The 25,253-nt window shown below is 63.8% G+C and carries 25 protein-coding genes, 1 pseudogene and 1 CRISPR repeat array; of the genes and pseudogenes, 14 read left to right on the forward strand and 12 right to left on the reverse strand.

Annotation, left to right across the window (positions count from 1 at the left end):
• Nucleotides 1–133: 133 nt before the first annotated feature.
• Nucleotides 134–500: a CRISPR direct-repeat array (repeat unit 36 nt; unit sequence GTCTTAGCTCCCCGCCACACTCCGAAGTGCTACGCT).
• A gap of 65 nt (nucleotides 501–565) precedes the next feature.
• Genes cas2 through cas9 form a run of 3 tightly spaced genes read right to left on the reverse strand, consistent with a single transcriptional unit; the run spans nucleotide 566 to nucleotide 4,945 of the window.
• Nucleotides 566–874, reverse strand: a complete 309-nt coding sequence (cas2, locus tag Q8K99_13050; GenBank protein MDP2183482.1) for a CRISPR-associated endonuclease Cas2 — start codon at nucleotides 872–874, stop codon at nucleotides 566–568.
• Between the two features lie 14 nt (nucleotides 875–888).
• Nucleotides 889–1,788 (reverse strand): type II CRISPR-associated endonuclease Cas1, encoded by a 900-nt coding sequence (cas1, locus tag Q8K99_13055; protein MDP2183483.1) that lies wholly within the window; start codon nucleotides 1,786–1,788, stop codon nucleotides 889–891.
• Nucleotides 1,757–4,945, reverse strand: a complete 3,189-nt coding sequence (gene cas9, locus Q8K99_13060) for a type II CRISPR RNA-guided endonuclease Cas9 (GenBank protein MDP2183484.1) — start codon at nucleotides 4,943–4,945, stop codon at nucleotides 1,757–1,759. Before cas9 ends, cas1 begins: the two co-directional genes overlap by 32 nt.
• A gap of 312 nt (nucleotides 4,946–5,257) precedes the next feature.
• On the opposite strand from cas9, the gene Q8K99_13065 reads away from it, so the two are divergent.
• Entirely contained in the window at nucleotides 5,258–5,914 is a 657-nt protein-coding gene (locus tag Q8K99_13065) for a MarR family transcriptional regulator (protein MDP2183485.1), read from the forward strand.
• Nucleotides 5,874–6,305 (forward strand): hypothetical protein, encoded by a 432-nt coding sequence (locus Q8K99_13070; protein MDP2183486.1) that lies wholly within the window; start codon nucleotides 5,874–5,876, stop codon nucleotides 6,303–6,305. Before Q8K99_13065 ends, Q8K99_13070 begins: the two co-directional genes overlap by 41 nt.
• Nucleotides 6,306–6,596: 291 nt before the next feature.
• Here Q8K99_13070 and Q8K99_13075 read toward each other — a convergent pair whose 3' ends face one another.
• Nucleotides 6,597–6,863 (reverse strand): type II toxin-antitoxin system RelE/ParE family toxin, encoded by a 267-nt coding sequence (locus Q8K99_13075; GenBank protein ID MDP2183487.1) that lies wholly within the window; start codon nucleotides 6,861–6,863, stop codon nucleotides 6,597–6,599.
• Nucleotides 6,864–6,867: 4 nt separating this feature from the next.
• Nucleotides 6,868–7,131: a type II toxin-antitoxin system prevent-host-death family antitoxin gene (locus Q8K99_13080; protein MDP2183488.1), complete on the reverse strand. Its 264-nt coding sequence runs from the start codon at nucleotides 7,129–7,131 to the stop codon at nucleotides 6,868–6,870.
• A gap of 334 nt (nucleotides 7,132–7,465) precedes the next feature.
• Between Q8K99_13080 and Q8K99_13085 the strand changes: the two genes are divergently transcribed.
• Nucleotides 7,466–7,951, forward strand: a complete 486-nt coding sequence (locus Q8K99_13085) for a GNAT family N-acetyltransferase (GenBank protein ID MDP2183489.1) — start codon at nucleotides 7,466–7,468, stop codon at nucleotides 7,949–7,951.
• 7 nt (nucleotides 7,952–7,958) lie between these two features.
• Here Q8K99_13085 and Q8K99_13090 read toward each other — a convergent pair whose 3' ends face one another.
• Complete coding sequence (locus Q8K99_13090; protein MDP2183490.1) at nucleotides 7,959–8,372, reverse strand: hypothetical protein; 414 nt, start codon at nucleotides 8,370–8,372, stop codon at nucleotides 7,959–7,961.
• Between the two features lie 137 nt (nucleotides 8,373–8,509).
• Between Q8K99_13090 and Q8K99_13095 the strand changes: the two genes are divergently transcribed.
• Together Q8K99_13095 and thrB are read left to right on the forward strand one after the other, a co-directional pair.
• Nucleotides 8,510–9,799: a homoserine dehydrogenase gene (locus tag Q8K99_13095; GenBank protein ID MDP2183491.1), complete on the forward strand. Its 1,290-nt coding sequence runs from the start codon at nucleotides 8,510–8,512 to the stop codon at nucleotides 9,797–9,799.
• A gap of 5 nt (nucleotides 9,800–9,804) precedes the next feature.
• Nucleotides 9,805–10,728, forward strand: coding sequence for a homoserine kinase (gene thrB, locus Q8K99_13100; GenBank protein ID MDP2183492.1), 924 nt, complete (start codon nucleotides 9,805–9,807; stop codon nucleotides 10,726–10,728).
• A gap of 22 nt (nucleotides 10,729–10,750) precedes the next feature.
• On the opposite strand, the gene Q8K99_13105 is transcribed toward thrB, so the two are convergent.
• Genes Q8K99_13105 through Q8K99_13130 form a run of 6 tightly spaced genes read right to left on the reverse strand, consistent with a single transcriptional unit; the run spans nucleotide 10,751 to nucleotide 16,028 of the window.
• Complete coding sequence (locus tag Q8K99_13105) at nucleotides 10,751–11,002, reverse strand: hypothetical protein (protein MDP2183493.1); 252 nt, start codon at nucleotides 11,000–11,002, stop codon at nucleotides 10,751–10,753.
• Nucleotides 11,003–11,029: 27 nt separating this feature from the next.
• Nucleotides 11,030–11,629, reverse strand: a complete 600-nt coding sequence (locus Q8K99_13110; protein MDP2183494.1) for an ATP-binding cassette domain-containing protein — start codon at nucleotides 11,627–11,629, stop codon at nucleotides 11,030–11,032.
• Nucleotides 11,622–12,536 (reverse strand): ABC transporter ATP-binding protein, encoded by a 915-nt coding sequence (locus Q8K99_13115; protein MDP2183495.1) that lies wholly within the window; start codon nucleotides 12,534–12,536, stop codon nucleotides 11,622–11,624. Before Q8K99_13115 ends, Q8K99_13110 begins: the two co-directional genes overlap by 8 nt.
• Nucleotides 12,537–12,538: 2 nt before the next feature.
• Complete coding sequence (locus Q8K99_13120) at nucleotides 12,539–13,363, reverse strand: ABC transporter permease (GenBank protein MDP2183496.1); 825 nt, start codon at nucleotides 13,361–13,363, stop codon at nucleotides 12,539–12,541.
• Nucleotides 13,364–13,414: 51 nt separating this feature from the next.
• Complete coding sequence (locus Q8K99_13125) at nucleotides 13,415–14,392, reverse strand: ABC transporter permease (GenBank protein MDP2183497.1); 978 nt, start codon at nucleotides 14,390–14,392, stop codon at nucleotides 13,415–13,417.
• 13 nt (nucleotides 14,393–14,405) lie between these two features.
• Nucleotides 14,406–16,028, reverse strand: coding sequence for an ABC transporter substrate-binding protein (locus Q8K99_13130; protein ID MDP2183498.1), 1,623 nt, complete (start codon nucleotides 16,026–16,028; stop codon nucleotides 14,406–14,408).
• Between the two features lie 288 nt (nucleotides 16,029–16,316).
• Between Q8K99_13130 and sppA the strand changes: the two genes are divergently transcribed.
• The 9 genes and pseudogenes from sppA (at nucleotide 16,317) to Q8K99_13175 (ending at nucleotide 25,156) form a co-directional block, all read left to right on the forward strand.
• Nucleotides 16,317–17,468 carry a signal peptide peptidase SppA gene (sppA, locus tag Q8K99_13135; protein ID MDP2183499.1) on the forward strand — a complete coding sequence of 384 codons (1,152 nt, stop codon included), beginning with the start codon at nucleotides 16,317–16,319 and terminating at the stop codon, nucleotides 17,466–17,468.
• Between the two features lie 16 nt (nucleotides 17,469–17,484).
• Nucleotides 17,485–18,342 (forward strand): metallophosphoesterase, encoded by an 858-nt coding sequence (locus Q8K99_13140; GenBank protein MDP2183500.1) that lies wholly within the window; start codon nucleotides 17,485–17,487, stop codon nucleotides 18,340–18,342.
• Complete coding sequence (locus tag Q8K99_13145) at nucleotides 18,339–19,682, forward strand: 2,3-diphosphoglycerate synthetase (GenBank protein ID MDP2183501.1); 1,344 nt, start codon at nucleotides 18,339–18,341, stop codon at nucleotides 19,680–19,682. The genes Q8K99_13140 and Q8K99_13145 overlap by 4 nt, the downstream gene beginning before the upstream one ends.
• Nucleotides 19,683–19,684: 2 nt before the next feature.
• Complete coding sequence (locus Q8K99_13150; GenBank protein ID MDP2183502.1) at nucleotides 19,685–20,590, forward strand: 2-phosphoglycerate kinase; 906 nt, start codon at nucleotides 19,685–19,687, stop codon at nucleotides 20,588–20,590.
• 47 nt (nucleotides 20,591–20,637) lie between these two features.
• Nucleotides 20,638–21,300 carry a fructose-6-phosphate aldolase gene (gene fsa / locus Q8K99_13155; protein MDP2183503.1) on the forward strand — a complete coding sequence of 221 codons (663 nt, stop codon included), beginning with the start codon at nucleotides 20,638–20,640 and terminating at the stop codon, nucleotides 21,298–21,300.
• 56 nt (nucleotides 21,301–21,356) lie between these two features.
• A pseudogene (rho, locus tag Q8K99_13160) lies at nucleotides 21,357–22,646 on the forward strand (transcription termination factor Rho).
• Between the two features lie 164 nt (nucleotides 22,647–22,810).
• Nucleotides 22,811–23,329, forward strand: coding sequence for a 50S ribosomal protein L31 (gene rpmE, locus Q8K99_13165; GenBank protein MDP2183504.1), 519 nt, complete (start codon nucleotides 22,811–22,813; stop codon nucleotides 23,327–23,329).
• Between the two features lie 107 nt (nucleotides 23,330–23,436).
• Nucleotides 23,437–24,120 (forward strand): FAD-dependent thymidylate synthase, encoded by a 684-nt coding sequence (gene thyX, locus Q8K99_13170; GenBank protein MDP2183505.1) that lies wholly within the window; start codon nucleotides 23,437–23,439, stop codon nucleotides 24,118–24,120.
• The gene (locus tag Q8K99_13175) at nucleotides 24,113–25,156 is read left to right on the forward strand and encodes a DUF1385 domain-containing protein (GenBank protein ID MDP2183506.1); all 1,044 of its coding nucleotides are present in this window, start codon (nucleotides 24,113–24,115) and stop codon (nucleotides 25,154–25,156) included. Before thyX ends, Q8K99_13175 begins: the two co-directional genes overlap by 8 nt.
• The last annotated feature ends 97 nt before the right edge of the window (nucleotides 25,157–25,253 follow it).

Here is a 25,253-nt window from a genome sequence, read left to right on the forward strand (position 1 = left end):
CCGCCCACAGGCGTCGACGTCTCTCATCGAACTCTCCCGCGAGCGCCCGATAGCGCTCTCCGATCGCATGCTCGTTGATCATACGATCTTACTTCGACATCACCAGCCAATCTCCTACTTGTTGTTTGACGCTTCCTTAGCTCCCCGCCACACTCCGAAGTGCTACGCTAACCTCCGCGACGCGGACCTGGACCTCGTCGTCTTAGCTCCCCGCCACACTCCGAAGTGCTACGCTACGGGGGCGACGCTGCATACCGACTACGACAGTCTTAGCTCCCCGCCACACTCCGAAGTGCTACGCTGTTACCTGTCGTGTCTACGTGGTCTGGTAGGTCTTAGCTCCCCGCCACACTCCGAAGTGCTACGCTCGCAACCTGCGTGAGGCAGAGGCAGAAGGCGTCTTAGCTCCCCGCCACACTCCGAAGTGCTACGCTTACCCCTCGTTTGTGAACCTCAGCGGACCTGTCTTAGCTCCCCGCCACACTCCGAAGTGCTACGCTGGTGAGACGGAAACGGCGCTGCTGAGCAGCGCCGTTTCTGATGACTCTCGTCTGAAAAGTGGTTTCTAAAGCCATAGCTGAAGCTGTGCACCCACCTTTTTCTCTTGCGGTGACGGCTCGCCCACGAGGAACAACATCGAGGCGTACTGCTTCTCGGTGACCGTCATTACGCGGATGTTTCCCTTGGCAGGAGCGTTCGCCCGGAGGCGATTCAGATGCTTGTCGATTCCGTCAAGGCCGTCCGCAATACGAGAGTACACCGAAAACTGCATCATCGTGTACCCGTCCTTGACGAGGAACTTGTGGAACAGCTGATAGCGCTTTCTATTGGCCTTGGAGTTCACTGGTAGGTCGAACAGCACGATCAGTCGCATCGGCTTCACCTCAATCACTCCGGCACACAGTCGGCCGTGACGTCTTCGGGGGCAAGCGCTGGTACGCGAAGCTCGCAGTGATCCTTGCGGGCGAACGCTCGCATCAGGCTGGCCGCCACTTCCTCAACACCCGTGAGCACTGAGTGCTGTCGGTCGCCGATTCTGCATGGAGCGTTCAGTGTGCTGACGAGGGCCATGCGGCCCTCCTTGTTGTTGACGCTCGCCTGTTCGCGAACTGCGACGAGATCGACAAAGGGACGGAACGGCTCAAGCAGGTCGTCTGCGAGATTGAATGCGTTGAGTTGGCTGTCATGGTGAATCCCGACGGCGGGGTAGAGCCCGTGCCCGACGAGTGCACGGGCGACAGCGGCTCGCACCACCGCGTAGCCATAGTCCAGTGCCCCGTCCGGATCGTGGCCACTGTGGCGTTTGACTCCCGGCATGAGCCGGGCGAAATAGTATCTTGCGGCCGTTCCTTCGACTCCCGTGGCGTCGCCAGAGACAACTCGACCTGCATACTCTTCGAGCTTCTCCGCTCCAGGCAGGTCGAGAGCTTGAAGGCAGAGGGCCTGGTTACGGACCTTGCTCACGATCAGTCTCTGCCAGAGGCGCTTCTTCTGGGGAAGTGAAGCGGCAAGCTGCTGCCGCGTTGCGGCGAGTTGCCGGCTGTGTCGGCAGTGAGGTAACAGAATTCCCGTGGGCATGTGCTTGTCGTCGCATACCGCAACCGCAACTCCGCTTGCGGCGATTAGAGACAGGGCTGCCGAAGAAAGCCAGATCCGGGGATTCTCAAGAACGAGCACGGCGATGTCTTCCAGGGGGATCCAGTAGCTCTGGCCCTGGACAGCAATCAGTTGATCGGAGTGTACGTGCAGCTCCGCCTCATTGCTGATCACCACCGTGCGAAAAGCCAAGTCGCTTCTCCCGTCTGACTCGGTGGACGGACTTGCCGAGAACATCAATCTCGTACTTGTCGAAGCTTACGACCCCCTGCGCTACTCCGAGCCCACGTCGGGTCCAAGAGGAATCGTGAGCTGCGATTGTCAGAGTCCCGCCTGCCCGGTCTGTCCCTTTGAAGTAGCCGAAGATCGTTTCAACTCCATCCCTGCTCTTCTTCGTCAGCTTGACCAGGTCGTTCATATAGAGGCTGAAGGCGAACCGATAGGTCTCATCGATCAACCGCCAGTCTGCTTCCGCCTTATGCGCGACGATTGCCCGGTTTGGTAGTGCTCCCCCAGCAACATCTTTGAGATATATCGGCACCAAGTAGTACTTTCCTGACTTCTCGAACGCGTCCGTGCGAACCATCTCTCCGTTGTCTGCAATTCCGCCGCGCACAGGAGTGCCGCCACTCGACGGGGCGTCGTACACGCGGATCGATCTGACGCGCGGGGAGACGCGGCCTGCGCGTGTCGGCTTGTAGACCGGGTCTGCGAATGCCTTCTTGGCGTCACCATCGTGTGCGTCGAGGCACGCTCGCAGCATCGAGAATAGCGCGGCGTCTCTCTCGCGCCCCACCATCCGGTCGAGTGAGTTGCGGTTGAGATCCTCGAGGTTCACGCGTTTGCTGCTCATGAGTCTGCCCTTGGCATCCTCGCCCTCGATTCGCCTCACTGTTTCCTTGTGGACTTCACCGCGGATGGATCGTGATGGCATGCGGCTGACCAAGATCGGCCGTGGCTCCAGTGAGTCGGTGTCCAGATCGGTCGCAGGGTCGTCAGAGAAGCGTGCGGTCAGTATCGCTGTCAACTGCTCTGCGAAGCCCTCCCAGGGCTCGGGGACGTGCTTGGCGTCGACGATCTCCCCGGTGCTGGTGTCAACGTACACGCCGTCAGGGTTTCGTAGTGGGCGTACTGAGAAGAAGCGGCTCACCGCCTGAACCATCGCCCGGCTCGTCGCGGCGATCACGGCTGCATCGAGCGCGTGGTGCAAGTCGCCATCAGCTCGCACCTTCTGTAGCTGCCAACCAGTGCGCAAGAACGCGGTGGCACGACCGTTCACCGTCAGGACGGGACGCTTCTTGTCTCCTGCGAACTGCAGGTTCTCTTCTACGAAGTTCTTGAAGTAGCGCGCGATGTAGCGCGTGTCCACGAGGTTGCGCTCTCGGAACTCGTCGGATGCCCGCGCATCGAAATCGGTCCGAAGGAGCCTGTCCTTCTTCGGACGGGGCAGATGCATCGACAAGACCCGCTCCTCGAACTCATGCCATCCGTGCGGGTCTCGACCCAGATATTCAAACGGCGTCAGGCCCCGCTTGCCCTGATTCGCACTTGCTGTGACCAGAACCTTGTTCATGTACCCGTCATCGAACGAGCGGGAATGCGGAAGAATGTGATCGACCTCGGCGACGCCGGGCTCTCCGGAGAGCATCCGCACGGGGTCGATGTACTTGCCCGTGTAGGGGCAGCGGCCGTCCTGTTCCTTCCACAACTTGTACTTGACGATGTCTAGCGGGCGAGGGTCCGCGATGTTGTGATGCTCGTGCAGGTCGTCGAGTATCGAGTCGTTTCGCGCGCGGTTCTCCTTCTGACCCTTCTCGATCTTCCTGCGATCCTCGTACGAACGCGCGACGTCTCGCGCCATCTCAACATGCAGCGCCTCGATTGGACCGAAGGTAGCGATAATGGCGTTGAGCACCTTGCGGGTCTGGGACAGGGCCCGGATGACGACGGGATTGCGCACGTCGTCGTACGGTATCGGCGGGAGTTTGGAGTGTCGGGCGCCCGATGCGACCTGGGAGTGATGGAAGCCCGCTGCGACGCAGGCGTCCGAGTAGGGCATGCCTGCTTCCATGTGAGGCAAGATCGCGAGGATCGTTTCGCGCGAGAGGTGGCCGTGTCCCGAGAAGCGGCACTGCGAGAGTGCATCGACCGCAGTGGCGGGCAGTCCGAGTGCATCGAGCTCTCGGCGGACGCTCTCGGTCAGCTTGTAGTAGGTAAGCACACGCGCAATGTCGTCGAGGGTCCCGGAATCGTCGCGCAGGCGAGCCCAATCCTCCTTCGAAGCATCACTCATGCGCTTGCGTAACTCGCTCCATGCTTTCGGGTGCGGGAGCTTCTCCTTCTTCTCGGCGTCCACGTTGTCAGGATCGGTCCGGTCGTAGCGAAGGCCCACGAAACGCGCGGTGTCGGGAAGTCCGCAGGCTTTCCGAACGTGCGCGTAGGTCAGTGGTGTTGCGCGCTCGAAGGCCATGTTGGCAATAAGTTGGCGCGCTTCTGGCGGTAGAGTAAGGCGGTGCCCGCCTGGCTGTTCGGTGTATCGGATGTTGCTGATCTTGTCGAGCACCCGGAATCTCTCAAAGGTAGGGCATGCGCGTGGAACTCGAGGGTTCGTGCGATCCAGGCTGCACACGCCGACTTTCGCCAACAGCGCGTCGCCCTCAGCGATTGGCGCTTGTGTGGAAATGATCCCGACGTACTCGCGCTCGAAGTCCGCGCTGGCGTAGGGACTTCCGTGGCCTCGCTGGGCTTCGAACAACGTGTCGATTTCCTGGAGCAGCAGGCTGCGGGAGATCACGCCCTTGTAGTCCCCTTTGTTGCGCTTGGATTCTTCGAATCTCTCGTCCTTCGCGAGCATCTCTCCGACGGTCCGGTAGCCCTTTTCGCGCATCAGGGCGTCGTTCTCTGCGATGGCGTGTTTGACAGCGCCTTCGTCGTCGTCGGGCTTGTCTGAGAGCCGCATGGATAGGTATCCGCGTCTCTTGCACATCTGCGTGAGCACGCGAGCCCATTCCCTGGGCGCGAGCAGCCGGTCCAGACCCTCGCATCGCAAGTCGTAGGGGGTCTTGTTGTTTGCGGACACGATGAAGGCGCTTTCGAGTTCCTCCGTCGTCAGCACGCCCTTGACCAGCAGCAGTTCGCGCAGTTGCGACATGCGGACACGGCGCCTGCGGAGTCGCCGCCGTGCCGAACGTGCAAGGCGGCGCGGTTCTGCCAGCGACGCTCCCGTCTTGGGATTCTCGGCTCGTGTGAACGTTCGCACCCCGGCCGCGACGATTGTCTTGGCGGCAGGATCGAGCACGCACCAGCCAACGGAAGCGATCCCGATATCCAGTCCCACTCGCAGGCCCATGGACCCCCCTCACAAAGGCATCATTGGCAAGAACTATGGCCCCAGGGTCTGACAAACGGGGGAGAAACGCAAAAAGGACGCCCCGGGGATGATTCATCACCGGGGCGGAGCCTTACGCTTTTGCTTATCCTAGCAAGCCCGCCACACTCCGAAATGCTACGAGTAGCTCGACAAGCAAGCGCATTGTCAAGTGTAGCACCCTGACCCGGCTCCGTGTCCACAAGCTGCCATACTCTGTCGTCGGTTCGAGTGTAGGGAGACCGATCGAATGGAAACTTGAACGTCCATGATGGACGGTATAGATTCCATACGATGCGACCAACGTTCACCATCTCGGACATCTTCGAGACTCCGGCGCGTGCGCGCGTGTTGCGTGCCCTGCTCCTCACTGACGGTCCGCTCAGCGTGCGCGGAGTGGCGCGTGCAGCGAGCGTCAGCCACCCCACCGCGGCACAAGCGCTCGGTGATCTGGCGGCGATGGGACTCGTTCATCAGCGCAGAACAGGACGCTCTATCATGCACTGGATCAACGAGTCGAACGTCTACGTGCGGCTTATGGTTCGGCCGGCGGTCGACGCAGAGGAAGCTGTTGTCGACGCGCTGCGCGTCGATCTCGTGAGTTCATTCTCCGGTGATGCCGAGTCGCTCATCCTCTTTGGCAGCTATGCGTATGGTGACCAGAGCGATGAGAGCGACGTCGACGTCTTCGCACTCGCGGCTGACGACCGGCTCAAGCAGCAACTCGAGGAGAAAGCTCTACGGGAGAGTCGCCGCTTCCTCGAGACGTACGGATCTCACCTTTCGATGCTCGTTCTTACCCGTGCAGAGGCTGCAGGGAGTCTGAGAATCGGACAGAGCGGGTTCAGAGTCGAGTTGGAGTCCACTGGCATCATTCTCTCGGGGAGTAGTCCGGGGGAGTGGGGTATCGATGGGTCGCAAGAACCGAACCCGCGGGGCGTCACCGGGTGAATCCCGCGCGTACGCCATGAAGGCATTCGAGTTCCTTGAGTCGTCGCGGGTGGATCTCGCAGAAGAGCGCTTCAACGCGGCGAGTCGGTCGGCCATTCACGCGGACGTTTCTGCGGCGGACGCCGTTCTCGCGCACGCTGCCGGCAAGGTAGACATCGCCTCCGACCACGCCGCCGCGATTGCTCTGATGCGTACCTGTCTGGGGGAGGCCTTCCCTGCCACTGCGCAGCGGCAGATCGCAGGACTGCTCTCGATGAAGAACGAGGTCGAGTACGGTCAGCGCGTGGCCTCCGAGGTGAGGGCGCGGACCCTGGTCGACCAATCAGAGAGATTCGTCGCCTGGGCGAACCGCACGATTGAGGAATCGTCTGGTTCCGGGCATCGGCGCTGATGGGCCGTCTGGTCTTCTGTTCCGAGGCCGGTCTTCGCCGCAAGCATCGCGGTCGACTACCGGCTCCACCTGTGGATTTTGTGGATACTGTGGACAACTGCCTGTCACGCTACCGCCTGTCGGCCGACTCCTTCCGCTCGCCACATCGCTGGCGAGAGTCGCACGAAATCCGTTGCGTTCTCTCGGCCCCGAGGTACTATCTGAACTGTAAGACCGTTGAGAATCCGGATGGGCACAAGCCGTAAGGTGGATTGTTCGTTCGGAGGATCGGCGGTCTTGTACTTTTGTGCGTTAGAGTCCGCGATACACGTCGCGGCGGTGGCCGATCTTGACGACTAGAATCACGAGCAGGTCGTTCTCGACGGCGTACACGATCCGGTAGACTCCCACGCGGATTCGATACAGCTCATCTTCGGTCGCAAGACGCTTGGCACCGTGCGGCCGCGGCTCCGTCGCGAGCATGTCGATTTCGGGAGCGAGCCGCCGTTTGGCGTCGGGAGCCAGTTTCGCGAACTGCCGGTGTGCGGACGCCGCGAACTCGATCCGGTACGTGGCCATCGTGCTACAGTCCGAACTCGCGCTTGATCGCTTCCCATCCGACACGATCCTCGTGCGCTTCAAGTAGTGCTGCGCGTGCATCCTCGACGTCCGACTCGTCCTCGTACCGTTCGATGAGTGCGTCGAGCAGTCGAAGCTCCTCGATCGAGATGACCGCCGCGACATCGGTTTCGTGACGTGTGATCACGGTGCGTTCGCGGTTGTAGGTCGCGCGGTTCAGGATCTCTGCGAACTCCCGTCTTGCTTCGGCAACGCTGACTCTAATCATTCGACGCCTCCGGTGTTGTACATGGTGTACAGAATATACACACACCGAATGGCGGGTGGCAACCGACGCGTGCAACACCCCATTTCATCTGTGGATTTTGTGGATACTGTGGACAACTGCCTGTCGCGCTACCGCCTGTCGCGCGACTCCGTCCGCTCGCCACATCGCTGGCGAGAGTCGCACGAAATCCGTTGCGTTCTCTCGGCCCCGAGGTACTATCTGAACTGCAAGACCGTTGAGAATCCGGATGGGCACAAGCCGCAAGGTGGATTGTTCGTTCGGAGGATCGGCGGTCTTGCACTTTTGTGCGCCCAGAACCGAAGAGCAGGGACCCATGTCGCTCCACATCAGACCAGCCACGACTGCCGACGCGCGAGTGCTTGCGGCGTTCCGCGGGCGGATGTTCGTCGACATGGGACACGCGGAAGAATCTGCGCCCGAGATCCTCGATGCCGCAGCCGCCTACATGGAGCGCGCCATTCCGGTCCGCGAGTACTTCGCGTGGATTGCCGAGGAAGTTGGGACGCCGGTGGGAAGCGTCGGTGCACTCATCGTGACAGGCCCTCCGATGGTCGCGGCGCCGTCGGGGCAGATCGCTCGCCTCCAGAACGTGTTCGTGACGCCCGAATACCGTGGACGCGGCATCGCGCGAGACATGCTCGCCGCCGCGATGGCCGGCCTGAAGGGTATCGGCATCGGTCACGTTGCGCTCGTTGCGAGCGACGCCGGCCGTCCGGTCTACGAGCGGATGGGCTTCGAGCCGATTCCCGAGATGCGCCGGTCGCTTGCCGACTGGCCGCCGGAGAACGCCGAGCAGTAGCGAGCGTTCACGTGCCGGGGACGGGCTCCTCGGCCAGCTCGAAGATCTCAACGAGCAGCGGCTCGTCGTCATGCAACTGTTCGCCGGCGAAGTCGAGTTCCCAGACGATGCGATGATCAGCCTGGAACTTCGCTACATCATCTCCATCGCCTTCGCCGCGTACGAGACGCAGGTCCGGAGCACCGAACGGAGTCTCGAACACGTCGAGGATCCGGAGGAAGCCGCGAACCGTCCCGTGGTGGTCGATGATCGGGATGACGCTGTCGACGCTTTCGCGGATGCGGCTCAGTTCTTCGGGGGTGTAGGCGCGCACGAAGCCGCAGGTCGCGGTCTTGACCCCCGAGAGAGCCTGGGTGATCAGTTCCTCGCCGAGGCCGTTGTCGCCCTCCCAGCCGAAATCCATGCTGTGTTCGCATTCCACCACGCGCTCCCGTCGACCGCTCCATCGTAGCGCAGCTGTCCCGGGTGCCGTCACATGCCACGCGACCTCGGGTACAATATGCTGACCTGCGGCGCACATCGGCGTCGCTCGATAGCGGCACGCAGCGGAGGAACCCAATGCGCACGGTGAACGTCGGTTTGATCGGACTCGGTACGGTCGGCTCTGGTGTGGTGGAGATCTTCCGCCGCCACGGCGCGGACTTCGCGCGCCGCGCGGGAGTCTCGATCGAGCTCACGCGCTTCGCAGACCGCGACACCGCGCGCTTCGAGGCGCTCGGTCTCCCGGCCGATGCGTGCACCACCGACGCGTTCGAGCTTCTCGCCGACCCCGACGTCGACATCGTTATCGAGCTCATCGGCGGGACCGGCATCGCCCGCGATGTCGTGCTCGCGGCACTCGATGCGGGCAAGAGCGTCGTCACCGCCAACAAGGCGCTCATGGCGAGCCACGGCCGCGAGGTGATGGACTCGGCCGATGCGCACGGCGTCGACATCGCCTTCGAGGCGAGTGTCGGCGGCGGCATCCCGATCATCTCGCCGCTCAAGCACTGTCTCGTCTCCAACGAGATCCAAAGCGTCATGGGCATCGTCAACGGCACCACCAACTACATGCTTACGCGCATGGCCGAGGACGGGCTGGACTACGACACCGCGCTGACCGAGGCCCAGGAGTGCGGATTCGCTGAGGCCGATCCGACCGCCGACGTCGACGGTCTCGACGCAGCCGCGAAGATCGCTATCCTCGCCTCTATCGCGTTCAACTCCCGCGTCACGCTCGACCAGGTACCCGTCGAGGGTATCCGGGCGCTCACTCCGGGCGACATCGCGTATGCCGATGAGATGGGCTACGCCATCAAGCTGCTTGCGATCGCGCGCCGCGCCGGGGGCGGCGTGGACATCCGCGTGCACCCGACGATGATCCCGCTGGCTCACCCGCTCGCGAGCGTCAACGGCGTATACAACGCGATCTACGTCGTGGGCGACGCCGTGGGCGAGACGATGTTCTTCGGCGAGGGCGCGGGCTCCATGCCGGCTGCCAGCGCGGTCGTGGGCGATGTCATCGAGACAGCGCGTCACATTCAGGGCGGCTGCTTGAACCTCGTGGGGTGCACCTGTCACGAGTTGCTCGCAGTCCGCGACATCGCCGAGCTCACCGCACGCTACTACATTCGCTTGCTCGTGAAGGACGAGCCGGGGGTCCTCGCGGCGACGGCGAGCGTCTTTGGCGAGCACGGGGTATCTCTCGCGTCGGTCATCCAGAAGGGCTCCGGCGACGCCCCTCAGGCTGAGATCGTGTACGTGACGTACGATGCGACCGAGGCCGCCGTCCGCGACTCACTCACCGAGATCGAGGGTCTCGACGTGGTGGACGCGGTGGCGAGCGTCATCCGCGTGGAGGAGCTGTAGGCGCTGTGCCTTCCGCCTCCGTCTCCGTCCCCGCCACCTCGGCCAACCTCGGTCCGGGCTACGACTCGTTCGGGCTCGCGCTCGGGCTCCACAACCGCTTCTCGGCCCAACCTGCCGAGGAATGGGCGGTTGAGATCGTCGGCGAGGGCTCCGATGTACTTGCCACTGACGGCACGAACCGCGTGGCGCGCGCGATGGCTCGCGTCTTCCAGGAGAACGGCGAGCCGGGGCGCTGCGCACATATCTTCTGCGTGAACCGCATCCCACCCGGACGAGGTCTCGGGTCCTCGGCGGCCGCGCTGGTGGGTGGCATGTTGTTGGCCGATGCACTCAGCGAGGTTCCCCTGGGCAAGCACCGGATCTTCGAGATGGCGACCGAGATGGAGGGGCACCCCGACAATGCGGCTGCGGCGCTCTTCGGCGGCCTGACTCTGAGCTGGGACGACGACGGCCCGCGATGCGTCATGGTTGAGCCGCGCGGGGGACTCGCGGTGGTGGTCGTGACCGGCGCGAACTCGCTCCCGACAGAGGAGTCGCGAGCCCTGCTACCGCAGAGCGTGCCGCACGCGGATGCGGCGTTCAACGCAGCGCGTGCCGGGCTGCTGGTCGCCGGTCTCGTGCTCGGGAGGGAAGACCTGCTGGCGCCAGGGCTTGCGGATCGGCTTCACCAGCAGTACCGGGCGATGGCCATCCCCGATTTCGACGCGGTCCGGACTGTGCTCCTCGATGCGGGTGCCGCTGGTGTCGTGCTTTCGGGGGCGGGGCCAGCTCTCATTGGGCTGGTCGCGGGCACGGATGATGATGCCGCATTCCTGGCTGCGCGCGAGGTCGCCAGACGAGCCGAGGGCGGCATTGCTGCGCTTGCCGAGCGTGGCACGCCAGCGGCTCTGCGGATCGATCGAGCGGGCGCTGTTGTTTCACTGGCGTAGCCGACGAGACCCGCATTTCGTCCTAGACGCGCTCGACCACGGTGGAGCCGCTCGGCTCCGGTTCCGAGGCGGCGTGCAGCGCCTGGTGAAGCTCCTCACTCGCCTCGGTAAGCAGTCTCGCTGCACGACCGAGCGGAGGGACGACCGCCCCATCGCTGGCTCGTGATGCCGTCTTGAGTAGCTGTCCGCCTGCGCGCTCGGCCAGCTTCACCGTCTCGCGCGCCTGTCCGATCGCCTGCACCATCTGGTCGTTGTTGACGGAGCCCTGGCACATCGCCCGAGTCCTTTCTCTCTACGGTCTTCAGTCGAGTTCGATCACGCGGTCACACAATCTGCCGACGAGCGACGCGTCGTGGCTGACGACGAGCACCCCGGCTCCGCTCGTGGACGCCCAGTCCATGACGACTGCCCAAATCTGCGCTTGCGTGACCGCGTCAAGCATCGTCGTCATCTCGTCCGCGATGAGATACCGCGTCTTGCGAGTGAGGGCGCGCGCCACACAGAAACGCTGAAGCTCGCCGCCGCTCACCTCGTTCGGGAACCGCCCCATCCATTCGTCCTCCATTCCCAAGCCTTCCACGACTCCATCTTCGGTAAGCCGGCTCTCGGCGAGTACCTGGCGCATCGTCCACCGAGGGTTCACGGCCTTCTCCGGGTGCTGGAATACGAGCTGCACGGGGCAGAACCCGGCGATGCCGAGGACGGGTGTGCCGTCGAGCGCCACGATTCCGCGTGCCGGTTTCTCGTAGCCGGCGAGCACGCGCGCCAAAGTCGTCTTCCCGCGCCCGGACGGGCCGGAGAGCGCAACGCGCTCGCCGGGGGCCACGTCGATGTCGATTCCCGAGAAGACATCGGCGGCGGTGCCATCGTAGCGAAAGGCCAGGTCTCGACCGCTAAGCATGGAAGCACCTCACCCAGCTGCTGTCGTGCGCGGACGGATCGGGCGCTGCCGCAGCGCATTCCGGTGTGGCCCTCGGGCAACGCGGCTCGAAGACGCAGCCATCGGGCATGTTGTCGGGCATCGGTTGCGCACCCGGCATCGGCGTGAAGTCGCAATCGGGCATCGCGCGCCAGAGTCCCCGAGAGTAGGGGTGCAGCAGTGCCTCGCCGTCGCCCGAGAACGCACTCGATTTCGCGACTTCGAGCGTCGTTCCCGCGTAGAACACCGCGACCCGGTCGGCGACGGAGCGGGCGGCCATCAAGTCGTGGGTGATGAGCATGACTCCGCGCCCGTCGTTGGCGAGTTCGCGCATGTGGCCGAGGGTCTCGCGTACGGCGGCCGGGTCCAGGCCGGGTGTGGGCTCGTCGGCGATGATGAGACTGGCGCCGCTCAATACCGCCGTCGAGACGAGCACCCTCCTCAGCATGCCGCCGGAGAGCTGGAACGGATACATCTCGTCGACGTGCTCCGCGAGGCCGTAGCGCGCGAAGACCTCGCGCTGCCGCGCCGCTCCTACCTCGCCTGATCCGATGTCGCGGGCCTGTTGCCCAACGCGCATGAGCGGGTCGAGGAATGTCACCGCCTGGGGGATGAGCGCGATGCGCCTGCCTCTCAGTGCGGCCTGTCGTTTCGGTTCGAGTTTCTCTCCCTCGAAGTACAGCTCGCCACTTACGCGGGCGTTGTTTGGCAAGATGCCGAGGACGGCGTGGGCGAGCAGGCTCTTGCCCGACCCACTCGAACCGACGATGGCCACGATTTCGCCCGGTGCGACGTCGAGGCTCAAATCGGTAATGACCTTGAGATCCCGCTGACGCAGGCCAACCTGGTACTGAGTGAATGAAATGGTGAGTTCCTTGACTTCAAGCACGGCTACTCCTGAACCGTATGGGGGTCGATGAGGTCGCGCAGGCCCTCGCCGAGCGCATCGATCACCTTGACGGCGACGACCAGCATGAATCCCGGAAGCACGGCCAGCCACCAGTACCCGAGCGAGAGATAGCGCATCGATTCCGCCAGAATGACGCCGATGGCGGGCAAGTGCGGAGACAACCCGAAACCGAGGAACGTCAGGCCGGCTTCGTGCAGGAGCGCGTGGGGAAAGAGCAGTACGAGTCCGACGATGAACTGCGGCAAGACGTGAGGGACCATGTGATTGAGCGCGACCCAACTGGCGGAACGGCCGAGCTTTCGCCCCACCTGCACGTACTCCGCCGAGCGCAGCTGCATGACCTCTGCGCGGATTACACGCGTGAGCGACGGCCAGTGGGTGACAGCGACGGCGATGATGACGCCCCGCGTTCCTCCGCCGAGCGCGAATGAGATCAGGATCAGCAGTACGATGTGCGGCACGCTCATCACGGTGTCTACCGCGAACGTGATTGCCGCGTCCACACGTGGACCTGCGGTTGCGGCGACAATGCCAAGAACGAGCGCGATAAGCGCCGCCACTGCGGAGGCGAGTGCGCCGACCCCAAGCCCGCGCACGAGGCCCTTGATTGTCCGGGTGAGCATGTCCCGTCCGAGCGGATCGGTGCCGAACCAGTGCGCCGAGGAAGGCGCCTGGCTCTGCTGGAGGAAGTTCGTGCGCAAACCGGTGTCAGGCAATGCCAACCCGACCACCACAAGTAGGACGAGCGCACCGAGTGTTACGCCAAGCGCGATGAGCATGCGCGACCTGCGCGAGAACGACGGCATACCACCGTAGATCGACTGTTCCGGCTCGATCGCCTCCCTGACGTGCGACACCTAGAGCCTCCCTGTCAGGCGGATCTTGGGGTCGACGAGCCGGTAGATGACGTCGGCGGTCGTGTTGCCCACGAACACGAACACGGTGCTGAACAGCACAATGCCCAGGAGCAGCGGGACGTCGCCACGCAGTCCCGCCAGCACTGTGGTGCGGCCGAGACCGGGGTACGCGAACACCTGCTCGGCAAGGACGGCGCCGCCGAAGATTTCGGAGAAGAGTGCGAACTGGAGTGTCACCGCGGGTAGCGCGGTGTTGCGCAAACCGTGCCGCATCACGGCGCGCCAGCGGCTCTGACCGCGGGCGATTCCGAACAGGAAGTAGTCCGAACGCTTCACGTCGATGAGCTTCTGGCGGGTGTGCAATGTGACGTTCGCGATGCCGATAACGCCGAGGGTGATCGCCGGCAGGATGAGGTGGTGCAACCGGTCAGCCCACGTGACGTCGGCCTCGAGCACGCCCGCCGGTACCGCGAGACCCACCGGTGTCCAGCCAAGCCAGACGGAGAAGACCATCAGCATCAACAGCGCCAGCCAGAAGGTGGGCATCGACGCGAGCGTGAACGCGTAGAGCTGGATGCTTTTGTCGATCCACGAGCCTTCGAGCGTTCCCGAGACGACGCCGAACAGGTAGCCGAAGACGCCCGTGAGCAACCAGGCGCTCATCATGAGCAATAGCGATGCGGCGAAACGCTCCGCGATGACCTTCGCCACCGGCTGCCGGTAGATGAGCGACGTCCCGAGGTCGCCCTGCACGAGGCGCGAGGCCCACTTCAAGAACCGCTCAGCGGGGGGTCGACCGACCCCCCATCGCTCGGCGATAGCCGCACGCTGCTCGGGAGTGACGCGCATCATGTCAGCCCCGACGTATGCCCTCACCGGGTCTACCGGAGAGAAGCTCAAGAGCGTGAAGGAGATCGCGCTGACAGTAGCCAGAAGGACAAGGAGTTTCAGGATCCTGAGGGCGAGGAATTTCGTCATCGGTCTCGAATGACTACTCGCCGGTCCAGGTCCACTCGGTGATATTCGCTGTCAGCGGCCAGCCGTGCCCGTGCGGCTGCACGCGCTGATCGCCGAGATCGAGACCCTCGCTGGCAAGGTAGACGTGGTCGATATTCACGAGCCACGCGTACACGGCATCTCCCTTGGCCGAGTACCCAGTCGCGCCGTCCCATGCAGCCGCCCGCCAGTACGGAATGGCTTCGGCTTCGGACTTCGCGCTCATGGCCGCGTTAAGGTTCTTGTCCACGGTCGCGTTCGAGTAGAACTCCGCGTTGTTCCACTGAACGCCAGCCCACTTGCTGTTGTAGATCATGTTGATCTCCATGGGGTTGTGGCTTCCCCAGCCCCACAGCACGGCGTTGGCATGCTTGAGCGACGTGATCTCGTCCCAGCTCTTACCGACGACCTCGATTTCGATCCCGAGGGGCTTCATCGTGTCGACGACTGCGAGGGAAAGCGCCTGACGCAGTGAGTCATCGGCGGGGTAGACGAGCGTGAACTTGGCTTCCGTCGATCCCTTTTCGAGCACGCCGTCAGAATCGGTGTCGCTCCACCCGCCGTCCGCAAGCATCTGCGTGGCCTTCTTGATGTCGCCGTCCTCGAACGCGAGATCGGTGTTGCCCCACGGCAACCCGTCGGCCGGGCTGAAGGCGGGCGAGCCATAGCCGTACAGCGGTCCGTCGACGAGCGCCTGCCGGTCCATCGCGTAGTTCACGGCAAGCCGGATCGCCTTGTCGGACGTGACGTCGTTGCCAATCGGATAGCCGTCATCGGTCTTCTTGCCCTCGTCGGGAACCATAGGGAAGCCCACGCCGCGGTTGTCAACACTGGCGATCGGCACCACATTCATGCCGTCGACGGCCTGCGACGCGAACGACGAGGGGATGGCCGCTATGTCGACCTCGCCAGCCTTGGCGGCTGCGAAGGCGGCATCCTCGGCCAGGAATAGGAAAGTGATCTTCTTGAATGCGGGTTTGGTCCCGTAGTACTCGGGGTTCACCTCGACGATGAGCTGCTGACCCTTGTCCCACTGAACGAACTTGTATGGACCGGAACCGAGCGGGTTGTCGGCGTAGTTGGCGCCGTAGGCGTGCTCGGGCACGATGCCGAGCTCAGCCATCCGGTAGACGAAGACGCTCGACGGCTCATTCAGCGTAAACTGCACCGTGCTTGCATCGAGGGCTTTGACCTCCTCCATCATGGTGAGGTCGACCACGCTGCCGCTCGTGCCCGCTGTCTGGTAGGTGAAGACGACGTCGTCAGCGATCAGGTCCTCGCCGTCCGAGAACTTGGCAGTTTGCAGCTTGACGGTGTAGGTCAGGCCGTCCTCGCTCACGTCGTATCCGGTCGCGAGGTCGTTGACGATCTCGAGCTTGTCGTTGCGAGCCAGAAGCGTGCTCTGGAACAGGGGGGACCCGTAGCGCCCCCATCCGGCCGTCGGGTCGAAGCCGCCGTCGGTCGGCTCGCCACCAAATGCAAGAACGAGCTCGTCCTTTGTCGGGGTAGACTCGGCACCGTTGTTGGCCTCCGCCTTGACACACCCGGCCACACACCCTATGAGCAGGGCTGCGATCAGGAGCAGAACCGCGCGTTTGAACCTGGTAAGTCCGCGCATGTGACATTCCTTTCCCTCGACGCGTAGCATGAGTTAGTAATTCGTATGCCGTGTTACGAATTCCGGAAGCGTAACACAACTCGGAGAGGAGTCAACCCCAGGGGACCGGGCCAGACACTGGTGCGGCAGGGAAAGGCCTCCCGGGGGCGTCCGACCAATCGGGTCAGGCGAGTTCTCGCGCACACAGCAGTGAAAGCCCTAGTTGACCGACCCAGCCTTCCTCGGGGAATATAGTGAGCACCGCAGCTCTTGCGCCGAATCCGGCGCCCCATCGCGCGGAGGAACCCCATGGACGATCAGGGCACAATACCCCCCGCTGGAAACGACCAGCATGCGCATGAGCCTGCCCCACCGAGCGTGACCGGAGGTGAGACGCAGGGCTATCCGCTCGCGAACGGTCCTACGACCACGTCGGCGCCGCCCCCGGGCGCAGATGTGCCACCACAGCAGCCACCCGCGCCGCCGCAGCAGCAGTACGGCCCAGCGTCGCAGCCGCCGGCCGGGCAGCCACCCGTTGCGAAGTCGTCTACCGGGTGGAAGATACTCGCGGCTATCATCGCCGTCATGTTCATCTGTGCCATCGCGTGCTGCGGCCTATCCATCGCGGCGGTTGGTTCCGCCGGCTCGGGCGGGTCGGCCGCCTTCGGCGAGGCTATCGCCGTCATCCACATCGACGGGATCATCGCGGGGACGGGGAGTTCGATGAATGGAGTGATCAGCCCCGAGGAGTTCCTTGGCAAGCTCGACCAGGCGGCAGACGATTCCAACGTCAAGGCTGTGCTTCTGCGTGTCGACTCGCCGGGCGGGACGGTGGCGGCGTCGCAGGAGATCGCTACCGAGATCGCCAGGTTCGAGAAGCCCGTGGTTGTGAGCATCGGCGATGTCGGCGCTTCGGGAGCGTATATGGTCGCGTCGCAATGCGACGAGATCGTCGCCAACCGCACGTCGACCGTCGGCAGCATCGGCGTCATCGCCGAGATCCCGAACGTCGCGCGCCTCCTGGAGAAGGTCGGCGTCGAGTTCACCGTGCTCACCGCAGGCGAGTACAAGGGCGCCGGCAGTCCCTACCGCAGCCTGTCTGCGAGCGAGACCGCACTGATGCAGGAGGAAATCGACTTCGCCTACGACGAATTCATCAGCATCGTTGCCGACGGTCGTGGTCTACCCGAGGCCGAGGTCCGCAAGATGGCGACCGGGTGGGCCTGGTCCGGCGTGAAAGCCAAGGAGATGGGGCTGGTCGACACGCTGGGAACCTATGCGGACGCGATCGATCGCGCAGCGGAGCTAGGCGGAATCGATGGCGAGCCGCAGATCGTCACCTACGATGAGTACTCTCTGTCCGACGTTGTCGGCAGTCTCATCGGGCTCACCGACCGCCTGGATCGCATCGGCGCTCTTGGTGGGGCGACCGATTCCTACGGGCCTTCGGTCCCAAAGTAGGCCAGGGAGCCGCCACATGAGCGATCAGCCGACGATCATCGCGCACATCTCGGACCTGCACTGCGGGTCCCGTTACCACATCCCGAGTCTCGCGACGCGCGTCATCGACGAGCTGAATGACCTCGCGCCCGACATCGTTGTAGTCACCGGCGACCTCACCGACATGGGGTTCCGGCAGGAGTTCAAGCAGGCGCACCGGCTGCTCTCGAAGCTCGACTGCGAGCACCGGCTCGTTCTCCTTGGCAATCACGACGCACGCAATGTCGGCGACGAGCACTTCGCCGAGATGTTCGGCGCGCGCAGCCGAGAGCTGCTCTTCGAGAACGTGCGCATCCTTGGCATCGATTCGAGCGAGCCGGACCTGGACAGCGGTCGCGTCGGCCGTGCCCGTTACCGGTGGATCGAGGAGCGCTTCAGCGACCCGGAGGACTTCAAGATCGTCGCGATGCACCACCACCTCGTGCCGGTGCCTGGAACCGGCCGCGAGCGCAACATCGTCTACGACGCGGGCGACGTGCTGCGCGTTCTCGCGAGTTGCGGCACCGACCTCGTGCTCTGCGGCCACAAGCACGTGCCGAACGTTTGGCGACTCGAGGACATGCTCATCGTGAATGCCGGCACCGCCTGCTCGCACCGTCTGCGCGGCAAGGTCAAGCCTTGTTACAACATCATCGAGGTCCATGACGGCAACCGCGTGCGTGTGCTCCTGAAGGAGCCCTACACCAGCGCGCAGGTGGTAGTCGACTATCGCGGCGTGCACAAGCACTACTGCAACTGGCGTCCCGGTGCGGACGGATCGGAAGAGGTCGACGAGACGCGCGTGACCCCCACCATGCTCGAACGCACCTCAACGACGCTCGAGGAGGACGAATGAAGCGGGTCCTCGCCCTCATCGACGGGGAGCACTATCCGCCTGTCGTCCGATTCGCCCTCGATCAGCTCGCCCGGGAGTCCGAGGTCGTGGCAGCGGTGTTCCTCGGCGGCACGGAGAAGGTCGATCTCGAGGCCGGATTCGCGATCTATGGCGTGCCGGTGGTTGCCGGACCGAACGCGGACGAGGCACTCGCGCGGGCGGTATCCGAACACTCTCCCGATGAGGTCGTGGACCTCTCGGACGAGCCGGTCGTCTCCTCGGCAGACCGGTTCAGGCTGGCCAGCATCGCACTCGGACTCGGCTTGTCGTACCGCGGCGCGGATTTCCTATTCACACCGCCGCGCGTGCTCGTCGTCCCGCGGACCCCGACGCTGGGCCTCATCGGCACCGGCAAGAGGGTCGGCAAGACGGCCGTGTCAGGCTACGTTGCCCGCGCGCTCAAGGCGGCCGGCCGCGACATCGTCGTGCTTGCGATGGGACGGGGCGGCCCCTCCGAGCCGGAGCTGATACACGGTGACCGGGTCAGCCTTCGGACCGAGGACCTGCTTGAACTCGCCCGGCAAGGCAAACACGCGTCCAGCGACAACTACGAAGACGCGGTGATGAGTCGCGTGACGACGGTGGGATGCCGCCGCTGCGGTGGCGGAATGGCCGGCGAGACGTTCTTCTCCAACGTTCCGGAGGGAGCGAGACTGGCAGACTCGCTGGGCAAGGAGCTCATCGTTCTCGAGGGTTCAGGCGCCGCGATCCCGCCGGTGCATTCGGACGCGGACATCCTTGTCGTCGGTGCCGGCCGAGGTATCGTCTACGTTGACGGTTACTTTGGACCCTACAGGCTCTCCCGGGCCGACATGGTCATAATCGCTTCTGCCGAGGAGCCCGTGGCCACTCCGGCGCAGGTTGCCGAGATTCGCGCCGAGATCACCAGGCAACGCCCCGACATTCCCTGCGTGGTCACCACTTTCAGACCCGCGCCGATCCAGCCGGTGAAAGGCCTGCGAGCGTTCTTCGCGACGACAGCCCCGGCCGAGGTGGTGCCGGTGTTGGTCGCGCACCTCGAGGCCGAGTTCGGGTGCGAGGTTGTGGCCACAAGCGCACACCTCTCCGATAGGGCGCGGCTGCGGAGGGACATGCAAGCTGCGCAAGGAGGCTACGACGTGCTCCTGACGGAGCTCAAGGCCGCCGCGATAGACGTCGTAGCTGCGGCAGGCGAGGAGGCCGGGGTGCCCACGGTGCTCTGCGACAACGTTCCAGTGGCCACGGGAGGCCAGGATCTACACGGACTCGTGACCCGCGTGGCGGAGATCGCGATAGAGCGCGGCAGCGCGAGGGAGGTATGAGTGTGCCAGAACACAGGACGATCACCCTGAGCGACCGCAAGCACGGGCTTCCGTTCTCGAAGGGGCTGCTGGCCCAGTCGTTCATGGCGACCGGGCTCCCGCCGAGTCGGGCGTACGTCATCGCCACGCGAATCCAAGACGAACTGCGCGAGCGCGATGAGCTATCCATTACCGTTGCTCGCCTCAGGCAGCTCTCCTGCGACTATCTCGAGCGCATGGCCGGGGGCGACTATGCCCGTCGCTACATGCGCCTGTACGAGCTGAGCAAGCTCGACAAACCCCTCGTCGTGATGATCGGCGGAACGACCGGTGTGGGCAAGTCAACGATCGCGACGGAGGTTGCCCACCGGCTGGGTATCACGCGAATCGTATCGACGGATTCCATTCGTGAGGTCATGCGTGGTATCTTTACCAGGGACCTCATGCCCGCGATTCACGAAAGCGCGTTCAAAGCGTGGCGAGGCCTGCGCATCCCGGTACCGCACGGTGCCAATCCCGTTATCGTCGGATTTCGCGAGCAGACTGCCGTCGTGACGACCGGGGTGGAAGCGCTGATAGAACGGTCGGTTCTCGAGGGGGACAGTCTCGTTATCGAGGGCGTCCATCTCGTTCCCGGATACATCGAGGCCAGCAAGTTCGAGGGTGCCCGGGTCGTGCAGCTTGTCATCACCGTCGACGATGAAGACGCGCACAGAAGCCACTTCTACATCCGTGAGGTTCAGACGGATGGGATGCGGCCCTTTGAGCGGTATCGCGCGAACTTCGGAAATATCCGCACGCTCGGGCACTACATCGTCGACCTGGCACGGGAGCACGGAATCCCGGTCATCGCGAGCCATCAGCTCGACCTGACCGTGGCGGACGTGCTGGAGCACATCGTCAACGAGGCCATAGCGCCCGACGAGTAGAGCGTCGCCCGTCACGGGGAAGCGGCGGGAGAAGGGAAAGGGTGCACGTGAAGTTCTTCTTGGACACTGCAAACATCGCCGAGATCGAGGAGGCCGCGTCGTGGGGCGTGCTAGCCGGCGTCACTACGAACCCGACGCTGTACGCACGCGAGGGCGGCAGACTCGCCGACTTCCACAGTCACATCACACGCATATGCGAGATCGTTGACGGACCTGTGTCCGCCGAGACAGTCTCGCTGAAGCGTGACCAGATAGTCGCCGAGGGCGTGGAGCTCGCTGCCTTGCACCCCAACGTGGTCGTCAAGGTTCCGACGATGCCCGAAGGCCTTGCCGCGACTCGGACTCTGTTCGAGAAGGGCATCAATGTGAACATGACCCTGTGCTTCACTGTTCCGCAGGCACTGCTCGCGGCGCGTTCTGGTGCCGCGTTCGTCTCTCCCTTCGTTGGCCGGTTCGACGACATCTCCGAGGACGGGATCGAGCACCTCGCCAATGTCGTCGCGGCGCTGGGCAACTACGACTTCGGCCATTCGGTCGAGGTTATCGCGGCCTCGGTGCGTCATGCAGAACACGTGCTGCAGGCGGCGCTCATCGGCGCCGATATCGCCACCGTGCCCTTTGGAGTACTGGAGAAGTGCATCAAACACCCGCTGACGGATCGCGGGCTGGAATCGTTCCTCGCCGATTGGGAGAAGGTCAAGAACTCATGAGTGCACGTCCCCGCAAGCGTGGCCGTCGCGGAGGTGGCGGAAGCCAGCAGGAGCCCGTGGCGCCGTCAATCAGCCGGACGGACCTGGAGGCCAAGACAGTCGTCGAACTCCGTACCATGGCCACCGAACTCGGAATCGACGCCAAGGCTCTCAAGAAGAAGGACGAGCTGATCGAAGCGGTCCTCGAGGCGAAGGTCAAAGCCGAGGGGTTCATCGAGATCCAGGGCATTCTCGACATCCTGCCCGAAGGCTACGGGTTCATTCGGACGAGCGGCTACCTGCCTGGTGACAACGACGTCTACTGCTCTATGTCGCAGACCCGCAAGTTCGAGCTTCGCCGAGGTGACATGGTCAAGGGCCAGGTTCGTCCGCCCAAGGACAACGAGAAGTACTCCGCGCTACTGCGCGTAGACACCATCAACGGCCTGCCTCCGGAGTCTGCGCGCAATCGCGAGAGCTTCCGCGATCTCACGCCGGTCTACCCCGACGAGCGATTCCGACTCGAGCATGGCCCGCAGTTCATGACGGCGCGCATCATCGACCTCGTCGCCCCGATCGGGAAGGGTCAGCGCGGGCTGATCGTGTCCCCGCCGAAGGCCGGCAAGACAACAGTGCTCAAGGACATCGCGGCCGCCATCAGCGCGAACAACCCCGAGGTCTACCTCATGTGCCTGCTCGTCGACGAGCGGCCAGAGGAAGTCACAGACATGGAGCGCTCGATCCACGGCGAGGTCGTGTCGTCCACCTTCGACATGCCGAGCGAGAACCATGTCGCGGTCTCCGAGCTCGTGATGGAGCGGGCCAAGCGCCTCGTGGAGAGCGGATACGACGTACTGATCCTGCTCGACTCGATCACGCGACTCGCACGCGCCTACAACCTCGCCACGCCCGCCTCCGGCCGCATCCTCTCCGGCGGTGTCGATTCGACTGCGCTCTACCCGCCCAAGCGCTTCTTCGGCGCGGCGCGCAATATCGAGCACGGCGGTTCGCTCACGATCCTTGCCACTGCGCTCGTAGAGACCGGTTCGAAGATGGACGAGGTCATCTTCGAGGAGTTCAAGGGCCCCGGTAACATGGAGCTGCGTCTCAACCGCTCCATGGCCGATCGCCGCATCTTCCCTGCGATCGACGTTGTCGTCAGCGGCACACGCAAGGAGGAGCTGCTGCTCGACCCGATGGAAGCGCCGTTCGTGTGGGGCCTTCGCCGAGTCCTCCACGGTGTCGATTCGCCGGATCGTGCGATCGACATGCTTATCAAGGGACTCAAGCAGACCGACTCCAACCAACTCTTCCTTACCAAGATGGCCAAGAAGGCCGGGGAGAAGCGCAACGGTATCGATCTGTAGGTCGCGACCCCGCATGCCTGGAGCCGCGAATCGCTGTGGTTCCCTGGCGGTCCTTGGCGGGTAGTACGCTGTTGAAGCGGTCAGTGGCGCGTGCTATCCTACTCCGGCTGTTCTCGAAGCGCCTGGTCGGAAACCAGGCGCGCCTGTTGAAGAGGTGAACCATAGTGCGTGAAGGAATCCATCCGGACTACGTGGAGTCGACGGTGACGTGCTCCTGCGGGGAGAAGTTCAAGACCCGCTCCACCAACTCCGAGCTGCACATCGAGCTCTGCTCGAAGTGCCACCCGTTCTACACCGGCAAGCAGAAGTTCGTCGACACCGGTGGTCGCGTGCAGCGATTCGCCGACAAGTTCGGCAACGCCGCCACGGCGACGCTCGAGAAGGAAGCCGCCGTGCGCGACGCCCGCGTGAAGGCCGCCGAGGAAGCCGCCGAGGAGGCTCGCCGAGTCCGCGAGGCCAAGGAGGCCGACAAGGCCACCCGCGCCGCACGGTTCGAGTCCGCACAGCCCCGCGTGCGCAAGGCGGAGGCCACTGAGGCGTCGGCCGCAGAGGTTGTAGCCGAGGCCACCGACGAACCAGTCGCAGACGCTGTCGACGAGCCCGCAGCAGAGGCCGTCGAAGCTACCGATGAGCCGGTTGCCGAAGAGGTTGCCGAAGAGGCTGCCGAAGAGGCTGCCGAGTAGCGTCGAGCGGACGCATCTCACTGCTATCATGGGGAGGCGAGGAGACTCGCCTCCCTCTGCATTCAGGCGGTGGACCTGCCCGCCGGATTCTCCGAGAGGCACCGTGCATGGACGTCCGACTGCTCTTCCATACGCCTGAGCCTGAGCGTGCGATCGCCGTCGCCGCACGGCTGTGCTATGCGTCGGTGGGTGCTGCCGAGCTCATGGAAGGGCTCTCCGACGACGCCGTCCGCAAAGTACTGTGCACCATCCTTGGATCGGGACACCTCTCCGCACTCGAGCATGCTACCTACACCTTCGCCATCGACGGCGTGTCCCGCGCGCTCACCCACCAGCTCGTCAGGCACCGCCTGGCCAGCTACAACCAGCAGTCACAGCGCTACGTGAGCTACGCCGAGGAACCGTGCTTCATCGTGCCTCCTGACATCGCCGGGAATCCCGACGCTCTCGAGGCGTACCACGCCGCGACGACGGCTGCTTTCGCGGCCTACCGTGCGTTGATCGATGCGGGTGTGGCGGCGGAAGACGCGCGCTACCTTCTCCCGAACGCGATGGAGACCAAGATCGTCGTCACGATGAATGTGCGCGAATTGCTGCACTTCTTCGAGCTCAGGTGCTGCAAGCGGGCGCAGTGGGAGATTCGCGACCTTGCGCTTGCCATGGTTGCGCTCGCCGAGCCGACCGCTCCCTATGTCTTCATGGATGCCGGAGCATCATGCCGGCGTGGCCCTTGTCGCGAAGGATCGATGACTTGTGGAGACCCCTACGAAAGGGTGCCGAAACGTGACTGACCCGAACAGCTCTGTGGCGCCTGTCGCGCGCGTTCAGCACACGCATATCGGGGGGCAGGCGGTCCTCGAGGGCGTGATGATGCGCGGGAAGTACAACTGGGCGATCGCCGTACGCAAGCCCGATGGCGACCTCCACATCGAGGAGCACGATCTGAAGACAGCCGTTAGCCGGCGGCCCTACCTGGGCAAGCCTGTCATCCGCGGAATCATCGGGCTCTACGAGACTATCGTGCTTGCGATGCAGGCCTTCGGCATCTCCGCGGGTTTCGCGGGCGAGACCGAGGAGGAGCAGCTCTCCAGCAAGGAGATCGCGCTCACCATGGTGCTCGGGGTGGGACTGGCGGTGCTGCTGTTCGTGGTTGCCCCCGCTGTGCTCACCAACTTCGTGGTGGGTCAGGCCACAGACAAGCCGATTACCTGGAACATCGTGGACGGCCTCATGCGGGTGGTGTTCTTCTTCGCCTACATCTGGCTGGTGAGCCGCATGCGCGATATCCAGCGGGTCTTCGCGTATCACGGAGCCGAGCACAAGACGATTCATGCCTACGAGCACGGTCTTGATCTTGAGCCCGAGCTCATTCAGCGATACGAAACCATGCACGTGCGGTGTGGGACGTCGTTCCTGCTCATGGTTATGGTCATCGCCATTGCAGTCTTCTCACTCGTTCCGGTCAAGACGATGGCTGCGGGCTGGGGACTCGACAACAGACTCTCGGTGCTGGGGCTGGCGATCGCCGTGCGCATCGTGTTGATGCCACTGATAGCCGGGCTGGCCTACGAGGTCATCAAGTGGGCGGGCAGCCGAGCGGACCAGCCGGTCGTGAAGGTCATACTGTGGCCGGGCCTGATGCTACAGAAGATGACCACGCGCGAGCCGACGGACGACATGGTCGAGGTGGCGATAGCCGCCGTCAAGCCGGTGATCGCCCGCGAGCAACGCGAGGCAGGAATCATACCTGCCGAGGAAATCGCCCAGGCCGATGACTCACCCAACGACGGGCCTAGTCTCGACGCAGTTCTCGCTGAGACGTTGTAGGCGCGCGGTTTGCTTGAGCCTACCCCGATGAGCAGACGACTCCAGACCACAACACCCTCTGCGGCCTCACCCGACCCCGTCGACGGGCGGTTGAACA

Source organism: Actinomycetota bacterium (assembly GCA_030682655.1).
In the GTDB taxonomy this organism is placed as follows: Bacteria; Actinomycetota; Coriobacteriia; order Anaerosomatales; family JAUXNU01; genus JAUXNU01.

Coding starts and splice junctions, on each gene's coding strand:
- Q8K99_13145 (MDP2183501.1), top strand. CDS start 18,339: ATGAAGCGGGTCCTCGCCCTCATCGACGGGGAGCACTATCCGCCTGTC.
- Q8K99_13130 (MDP2183498.1), bottom strand. CDS start 16,028: ATGCGCGGACTTACCAGGTTCAAACGCGCGGTTCTGCTCCTGATCGCA.
- Q8K99_13065 (MDP2183485.1), top strand. CDS start 5,258: ATGCGACCAACGTTCACCATCTCGGACATCTTCGAGACTCCGGCGCGT.
- sppA (MDP2183499.1), top strand. CDS start 16,317: ATGGACGATCAGGGCACAATACCCCCCGCTGGAAACGACCAGCATGCG.
- Q8K99_13105 (MDP2183493.1), bottom strand. CDS start 11,002: ATGTGCCAGGGCTCCGTCAACAACGACCAGATGGTGCAGGCGATCGGA.
- Q8K99_13140 (MDP2183500.1), top strand. CDS start 17,485: ATGAGCGATCAGCCGACGATCATCGCGCACATCTCGGACCTGCACTGC.
- Q8K99_13070 (MDP2183486.1), top strand. CDS start 5,874: ATGGGTCGCAAGAACCGAACCCGCGGGGCGTCACCGGGTGAATCCCGC.
- Q8K99_13075 (MDP2183487.1), bottom strand. CDS start 6,863: ATGGCCACGTACCGGATCGAGTTCGCGGCGTCCGCACACCGGCAGTTC.
- Q8K99_13125 (MDP2183497.1), bottom strand. CDS start 14,392: ATGACGAAATTCCTCGCCCTCAGGATCCTGAAACTCCTTGTCCTTCTG.
- cas2 (MDP2183482.1), bottom strand. CDS start 874: ATGCGACTGATCGTGCTGTTCGACCTACCAGTGAACTCCAAGGCCAAT.
- Q8K99_13120 (MDP2183496.1), bottom strand. CDS start 13,363: ATGCCGTCGTTCTCGCGCAGGTCGCGCATGCTCATCGCGCTTGGCGTA.
- thyX (MDP2183505.1), top strand. CDS start 23,437: ATGGACGTCCGACTGCTCTTCCATACGCCTGAGCCTGAGCGTGCGATC.
- cas9 (MDP2183484.1), bottom strand. CDS start 4,945: ATGGGCCTGCGAGTGGGACTGGATATCGGGATCGCTTCCGTTGGCTGG.
- Q8K99_13095 (MDP2183491.1), top strand. CDS start 8,510: ATGCGCACGGTGAACGTCGGTTTGATCGGACTCGGTACGGTCGGCTCT.
- Q8K99_13080 (MDP2183488.1), bottom strand. CDS start 7,131: ATGATTAGAGTCAGCGTTGCCGAAGCAAGACGGGAGTTCGCAGAGATC.
- Q8K99_13085 (MDP2183489.1), top strand. CDS start 7,466: ATGTCGCTCCACATCAGACCAGCCACGACTGCCGACGCGCGAGTGCTT.
- Q8K99_13110 (MDP2183494.1), bottom strand. CDS start 11,629: ATGCTTAGCGGTCGAGACCTGGCCTTTCGCTACGATGGCACCGCCGCC.